The sequence below is a fragment of the Nostoc flagelliforme FACHB-838 genome, assembly GCF_014698065.1.
Lineage (GTDB): Bacteria > Cyanobacteriota > Cyanobacteriia > Cyanobacteriales > Nostocaceae > Nostoc > Nostoc flagelliforme_B.
The window spans coordinates 1-6,688 of record NZ_JACJSI010000328.1; the positions used below are offsets into that span (position 1 = coordinate 1).

Annotated in this window: 7 protein-coding genes and 1 pseudogene; 3 read left to right on the forward strand and 5 right to left on the reverse strand. The window is 39.8% G+C overall.

Annotated elements, in window-relative coordinates; all coding sequences use genetic code 11:
* Window positions 1-548: 548 nt before the first annotated feature.
* From H6G97_RS42505 to H6G97_RS42515, 3 genes are all read left to right on the forward strand, one after another.
* Window positions 549-824 carry an HU family DNA-binding protein gene (locus H6G97_RS42505; protein WP_190946567.1) on the forward strand — a complete coding sequence of 92 codons (276 nt, stop codon included), beginning with the start codon at window positions 549-551 and terminating at the stop codon, window positions 822-824.
* Between the two features lie 330 nt (window positions 825-1,154).
* Entirely contained in the window at window positions 1,155-2,204 is a 1,050-nt protein-coding gene (locus H6G97_RS42510; RefSeq protein ID WP_242055975.1) for a fatty acid desaturase family protein, read from the forward strand.
* 65 nt (window positions 2,205-2,269) lie between these two features.
* Complete coding sequence (locus H6G97_RS42515; protein WP_190946569.1) at window positions 2,270-2,983, forward strand: NAD(P)H-dependent oxidoreductase; 714 nt, start codon at window positions 2,270-2,272, stop codon at window positions 2,981-2,983.
* 276 nt (window positions 2,984-3,259) lie between these two features.
* Here the strand turns inward: H6G97_RS42515 and H6G97_RS42520 are convergent.
* From H6G97_RS42520 to H6G97_RS42540, 5 genes and pseudogenes are all read right to left on the reverse strand, one after another.
* Window positions 3,260-3,679: pseudogene (locus tag H6G97_RS42520) on the reverse strand (Hsp20/alpha crystallin family protein).
* A 302-nt stretch (window positions 3,680-3,981) separates the two neighbouring features.
* Window positions 3,982-4,539 (reverse strand): GIY-YIG nuclease family protein, encoded by a 558-nt coding sequence (locus H6G97_RS42525; protein ID WP_190946570.1) that lies wholly within the window; start codon window positions 4,537-4,539, stop codon window positions 3,982-3,984.
* Window positions 4,540-4,724: 185 nt separating this feature from the next.
* Window positions 4,725-4,982 (reverse strand): HNH endonuclease, encoded by a 258-nt coding sequence (locus tag H6G97_RS42530; RefSeq protein ID WP_338421963.1) that lies wholly within the window; start codon window positions 4,980-4,982, stop codon window positions 4,725-4,727.
* Between the two features lie 178 nt (window positions 4,983-5,160).
* Entirely contained in the window at window positions 5,161-5,403 is a 243-nt protein-coding gene (locus tag H6G97_RS42535) for a hypothetical protein (RefSeq protein WP_190946572.1), read from the reverse strand.
* A gap of 663 nt (window positions 5,404-6,066) precedes the next feature.
* On the reverse strand, window positions 6,067-6,513 hold the full coding sequence (locus H6G97_RS42540; protein WP_242055976.1) for a hypothetical protein: 447 nt from the start codon (window positions 6,511-6,513) through the stop codon (window positions 6,067-6,069).
* Between the last annotated feature and the right edge of the window lie 175 nt (window positions 6,514-6,688).

Genomic DNA, 6,688 nt, shown 5'->3' on the forward strand with positions numbered 1-6,688 from the left:
AAAAATCACGACGAGCAGCGATGAACGATCGCTATATGCTCTCTGTGTTAGCTGCGGCTCTCTCAAACTCAGTACCTCTGCCATAATCCCCCTGTCAATAGGGTTTGAGACGCGCTAACCCTGTATGGGTAAGCAGGTTTTAGGGTCGAAGACACAGCTAAATCGTAACTCTGTGTGAGGGGATATCGCCCATTCTACCTTGGTCATTTTCTACGTTGTGGAAATTAATTTGTTTCTACCCTAACGTAAAAATTAGGGCTGTTGTTGTTGTTCTTTCCACGTTGTAGAATTGGTTGTTGTTGTCTATATAAAGTAGCTGTCACCTTTACTACCATCGATTTGGACGCGGGAATATTTCTCCTGGACAGTTGTCATTGTTTGCCCAAAAGAAAATTAGCTAAAATTTGACCGATTGCAGATGTGAGCGCTCACGCTTTTTGATCATTGTTAATTTTCATGTGTTGCTAGAAATTTATTCCTTTTCCCCTTTCTTAATAAAAGGTAATGATGCTAGATTTCGATTACTTGCAATGGTTTGAGGTGATTATATGAACAAAGGCGAATTAGTGGATGCTGTAGCAGCCAAAGCCAACATCACAAAAAAGCAAACCGATGAAGTAATCAGTGCTTTTTTGTCAGTTGTGACCGAAGCTGTAGCCAATGGGGATAAGGTAATGCTGATTGGGTTTGGGTCATTTGAGCGACGTGAACGCTCCGAGCGCGAGAGGCGTAATCCCAAAACCAATGAGCCAATGACCATTCCAGCTACCAAAGTTCCTGGATTTTCTCCAGGTAAGCTGTTCAAAGAAAAAGTAGCACCATAGATTAATTGCTAGTGCTAAACCAATCTAACTACTGCTCCCGTAGCAATCGCAGTTCTCAAGACAGCGTGGGGCAACGGTAGAGGGAACGTGAGTGTGAAATTGCAGATGTTACAGAGGCGATCGCTGCGTCACCCTCTGACTTCTTGATATCCGAAATAGATTATTTACTCTCAAGCAGCTGTAGTCATCCCTAAAATTTGCATCACATTTTTGTGGGAAGACGGGTATTTACTACTGGTGAGTATTACCTATAGTTATTGAGAGATGGCGATAAGCTAATAGTAACTTAGATAACTAATTTAGGTGAGGTGGGTAATGGGTGATTGCGCCATGACAGTAAATAGTATCACTCAGGATTTACAGCAAGTTACAGCCGACTTACACCAAGTTAATCCGAAAGCCGGGTTGCTACGTTTTAGTATATTAGGTTCGATATTTCTGGGTTTAGTTATACTAGCTTGGTCAGCGCCAAATAGTATTTTATTTGTGGCAGCAACAATGCTGTCCGGAGTTTTTTATAGCTTTTGGTTGATTTGTACCCATGATATGACACATCAAACATTAACAGGCTGGAAGTGGTTTGATAGTATCATACCTCGGTTGATGAGTTGGCCAATGCTATGGCCTTACAGTATCTATGCAGAAATACACCGCTTGCATCATGGCTGGAATGGCATTGACTTGCGAGATCCAGAACGAATCCAATGGACTTTTGAAGAATACCAGCAAGCACAACCGATAATACGTTGGTATATAAGTCATCAGTGGCTTTTTGATATTTTGATTTTAGGAGGAATCGGGCTAATTATCAAAAGCTTTATTAAAGGTATACGCTTGCAAAAATTAGTTTCTAGTATGCGAAGACAAGTACTGCTGGATGCTACAGGTATTATGTTTGTGCATAGCGTTCTGTTAATGCTGGCAATGTTTCAAGGAGAAATACTACGCTACATTTTATTTTGGTTAATCTTAGAACGGATAATTGGCATCGTAGTGCAGACACGGGATCACTTGGAACACTACGGGCTGTGGGGAAAATTTACCACTCACCAGTTAACGCAGCTTTATGCCTGTCGTAATATTGAAACTAGCTCTCTAGTAGGCTGGTTAATGGGTGGACTAAATTATCATGCAGTGCATCACACTTTTCCTAATATTCCCTTTAACCAACTGCCGGAAGCATTTGAGCGAATTCAAAAGGTGCTAGAGAAGCATAATTTGCCACTAATGAAAGCGGAACCAGGTTATCTCCAATCTACATACTGGTTAAGTCGTCATCCATCATTAATTGGGGAAGTTGACTTTTCCAATGCCACAAATCGCCATCGGATGATTCCACTTGTAGCAGGAAGCACAAAGATAGTAGCGACGGAAATCTAATCTTGCTTATCAGGATGATGGGATCTGCGGTTTTGTTATGCCAACGTTGATTTTGTTGAGGGTGTATGAAAGTTTTTATTGTTCACGCGCACCATGAAAGACAAAACTTTAACGCAGCTTTGACTAAAGTTGCCTATCAAACTCTAACCGAACAGGGACATTCCGTAGAGATATCCGATCTATATGGGATGAATTTTGATCCTGTTTCAGATCGGCGTAATTTTATAACAGTGAAGAATCCAGATTATTTTAAACAGCAAGAAGAAGAACAATACGCTACTCAAATGCACAGTTTCAGCGCAGATATTCAAGCAGAAATTAATAAGCTTTTTTGGTGCAATGTGTTGATTTTTCAATTTCCTCTATGGTGGTTTGGTTTACCGGGCATTCTCAAAGGATGGGTAGATCGAGTCTTTGCAATGGGAATCATTTACGGTGGCGGACGGTTTTATGACAATGGGGTTTTACAAGGGCGCAAAGCAATGCTGTCATTAACGACTGGTGGTCCAGAAACCATGTATAGTCCAACTGGCTTAAACGGCGATATCAACAATATTCTTTTTCCGATTAATCATGGCATCTTTCGCTTTGTAGGCTTTGATGTGCTGCCGCCGTTTGTTGCGTATGCAGTAGCGCGTGGAGATGAGGAACAACGGAGAGCATATTTGGAACAATATCGCCAACGTCTGCTGAGTTTGGAAACTACACTGCCTATTCAATACCCATCTTTAAGTGACTACGAATCAGGAACCTTTCAATTAAAAAATCCTGCTATCTAAATAAGGTGTTCAGCCTTACGAGCGATAGCATAACCGCAAGAGCGTAGCTGATCGCCCCTATCAACTACAAGCGATGCCGAAGGCGGGCTTCTCCACAAGACGCTCCGCGAACGCTAACACAAGCGATTGCCCAGCCTACCAAATTCAAGCGTTCGCCTTTGGCATCTCGTAGAGAGGAAAACCAACCCTCACAGACAATTGTTACAAAAAAGCCCAGTTATGAGATGACTGGGCTTTTATTATCTCATCAATCATTGGAGGTAGAGTAATTTCAGACTATGCAGCAGGTTGTTCTAAATTAACCTTGACAACTTTGTTCTTTTCTTGCTCAGACTTGGGCAGCGTCAGATTCAAAATGCCGTCTTTATAATCTGCGGTGACATTAGTATTTTAAATTTTAGCTTTAAAAGGAATTACACGCTGGAACTTGCCGTAGTAAAACTCGGAACGAGTACCTTCTTTATGTTCTAATTTGCGTTCTGCTATCACCTTTACTGTGTTTTCAGTAACTTCAATATCTACATCCTGTGCTGATACACCAGGCAGTTCAAGTTTTAGGTGTAATGCATCTTCAGTTTCAGTCAATTCGGCTGCTGGAGTTTTAAATGTTTGCACTTGTAACTCATCAAACACTCTGTCAATTTGACGTTGTAGTGTAGTCATCTCAGCCCAAGGATTGTAACCTAAAATAGCCATATTCTTTTTGCGCCCTAACTTTTTCTTTACTTGATTGAGGAATTGAATTTGTTGCTTTTATTCTTATATTAGTCATGATAAAAAGTTGTGTAAATTCGGTTATTATCACCCACTTATTGATGATTACCGCACTAAATTAGGCATGAAAAAGAATTACGGTTTACTCGAATTTTAAGGTTCGGTAAACCTGAATATAAATTATTAAAGTCAATAACAACCAAGAAATCTGCTGTTGAAGGGTATAGTGCAGTTAGGCGATCCCTTCTCGAGTGGAGGTATAGCTCATCGCTGATCATGCAGCCCTACCCAAAAGGTTGCCCCCAGCGCTCCCAGTTCTCTTTATTAAATGGACTGCGCCACTTCAAAATAAGGTTCAACTCCAATTCCTGCCGTGAGCGTCGGTCAATAGGCGTATCCCACCAAAAAGCGATACTCACTTCTCTTTGTAGCCCATAATGATGATGCAGTGAATGGTAGCTATCCAAATATTGCTTGCATCCATGCTCACCTTTCCACCTTTTACCAGATCGTCTTGTTTCACCAACATACAATAGTAAGGGTATGGCATTATCGATCACAAAATAAATAGCGGCACTACCTGCATCTGTTGGCATTCTGTAAAACGCCATTGATTGCAAGGGCAGAGTAAAAGGATCTATCGCGTCTGGGTTGCAGTGGTTGGGTGCAATGTCAAATAACGCCGTCTGCTGTGGTGGTTTGTTCTCTCTGACTCGTTGCTGATAATCCAAAATCTGAGACTTCCACTTTAGCAGGGCATCAGCACTCATCACCAGCACCTTTGCTCTACGTGCTGGTGTGAGGGTCACATCTGAGAATAAGTTTAGCTGATTTGGTTCCAATTGGGGTTTACGAGGAGCGTGCCGACTAGCTGATTATCCAAGAGAACTGACAATTAAGAGCATTTGCCTTTGGTTTCACCAGAATTAGGATACAAGTCGTGCGATGGCATATCCGCCGGGAGCAACGTGCTTACTCCATCCCACCTTATTTTTTAGCGATGGACTGATACCCGCTTACCTGGGTCTTACTTTCTTACCCAAACCAAAAATTTCTGCATTTGCGGTTCATCTTTAAGCTTGTCTAAAGTGTTGAGTTCAAGGGCCAGCAGCTTATTATCGAATAAAACATGAATTTGGCGATGGCAGGCAGAACAAATATTTGCTGTTGGGCCTGGGTCTTGTTTTTTGCGTTTGGTATTTTGTCGTGGAACTAAGTGATGGACAGTCAAAGATTCCATCTCTCTTTGGCAGAGTTGGCATTGCTTGTGTTGATTATTTGACACCTGATGAATGATAAAAGCCTATCTAATATCATAGCGATTACTAAACTAGGGCCAATCGACTCAACATAAAACTGCCCTGGAGTTAATCCAGAGCAGTTTTTGATAGAAGTAAATTATATAGGAGACTCTTATTGTTGTCCCCGGTTTATCCATAATAAGTACCGTTATATAATACTATTCACCTCAAGTTTCGTGCTTTATGCAAAAAACGAATAATCTTGAAGTTGCCATTACAAAGTTTAGAGGTCAGCATCAGCCAGCGCATCACAGACGGCAACTGTGATTTTGAGCTTCTTCCTTGGCGGGACGCAGGATATAGTTGCTGGTAATAGGGCGCTGAGAAGGCAAATCTGGGGATGAAGGAAGTAGCGACACCGGACAGCCCGTCGTAGACATCGCTCTCAAAGCGGGGCGTAGACATCACCCAAACCATTGAACCTGCTGCAAAGTTTTAACCGGATGATAATGGGCGAGTAGTAGCGTAGATAAACCTATTTCATTTATCACTTGAAGATCGAGCAATGAATTTGAAGTTTTTTATCGCTTTTAAACATAAAGCAATTATTAGTATACATAAAAATTCCATGTAGCTTTTGATTTTCTTTCTTCATAATCACTTCAAATAATAAGTTTATCCATATAGCAATACATATTAGAGATAAAGTAGATATCAGAATTTTAGAAATAGGCTTTTGATAAGGCTTTGGCGGTAATGATTTAGTACGGATTGTCTTCGGCGACCAGAAATGTTCATTAAAATCGTAGTAACTCATTTCTATTTTTTTAGTAATTTTTTAGTGAAAAGAAGTATTAAGCAAAATCTGTGGAAATTATCATCGATTTTAAGCTCTCTATTCTGCTTTCTTTAGATGTATTTAGTATAAGTTATGCCTAGTATACTGAGTAACATACTTTCAGAGATTAGATAAGTGTAATTTTACTTATAAGTAGGAATGAATGTAACAGTAATTTTACGTATTTATAAAAATCAAATAAAAAAGTAATAGGGTATTTACGGAGATATTGATAAAGTTATTATCAATTTTGCTTTTACCTTATTAATAATTACTCTGCAAAGATAGCTTTATCCGCCGTAGTCACCAGCACCAGAAATAAACCCCGTCTCTTTGAGCAGCTGTCGTAGTTTTGTATGAGGAAATTTTGTGTCCTTGTTGTTATTTTCATACATATCAACAAAGAAGTTTTGCATCAGTGCAATAATGCTGCGGTATTTGATGATACTGGCAACATAGAACTTATCTAACTTTATGACTTCATCGGCATTTAACTGCTCGATGTTGTCGAGTAATATAGTCCCCAGTTCATAAGGTTTTAAACCTTCTTTTATCTGATATTTTTCCATTATTCTGCGTTTATCGTTCTCAGAACATAAATCATATCGTGAGCGAATAAGATGACCAAGATTCCGCAAGACTTCTCCGTAGTCGTAAAATTGGTTCTGCTTAAAAAAAGATTCTTCATCTTTGGTTAACGAAAAACTCTTATCAAGTACTAAACCAAAATCAGTCAAATATATCTGTTTGCCGTCAGTGAGGATGTTGCGAAAATGTGCATCGAAGTGAATAATTCCCTTAGACTTGTCCGAAATATTAACTTAGGAAAAGAAAAATGGTAAAACGTTTAAGTAAGTGTCTACCATTTTTCTGTATTAGTTATGGTTTTTGATTATATCCAGAAGTATCCGC

What these genes read in the sequence shown, in the direction of transcription:
- H6G97_RS42535 (WP_190946572.1), bottom strand. Translation starts at nt 5,403, where the DNA reads ATGTCTACGCCCCGCTTTGAGAGCGATGTCTACGACGGGCTGTCCGGT.
- H6G97_RS42505 (WP_190946567.1), top strand. Translation starts at nt 549, where the DNA reads ATGAACAAAGGCGAATTAGTGGATGCTGTAGCAGCCAAAGCCAACATC.
- H6G97_RS42515 (WP_190946569.1), top strand. Translation starts at nt 2,270, where the DNA reads ATGAAAGTTTTTATTGTTCACGCGCACCATGAAAGACAAAACTTTAAC.
- H6G97_RS42510 (WP_242055975.1), top strand. Translation starts at nt 1,155, where the DNA reads ATGACAGTAAATAGTATCACTCAGGATTTACAGCAAGTTACAGCCGAC.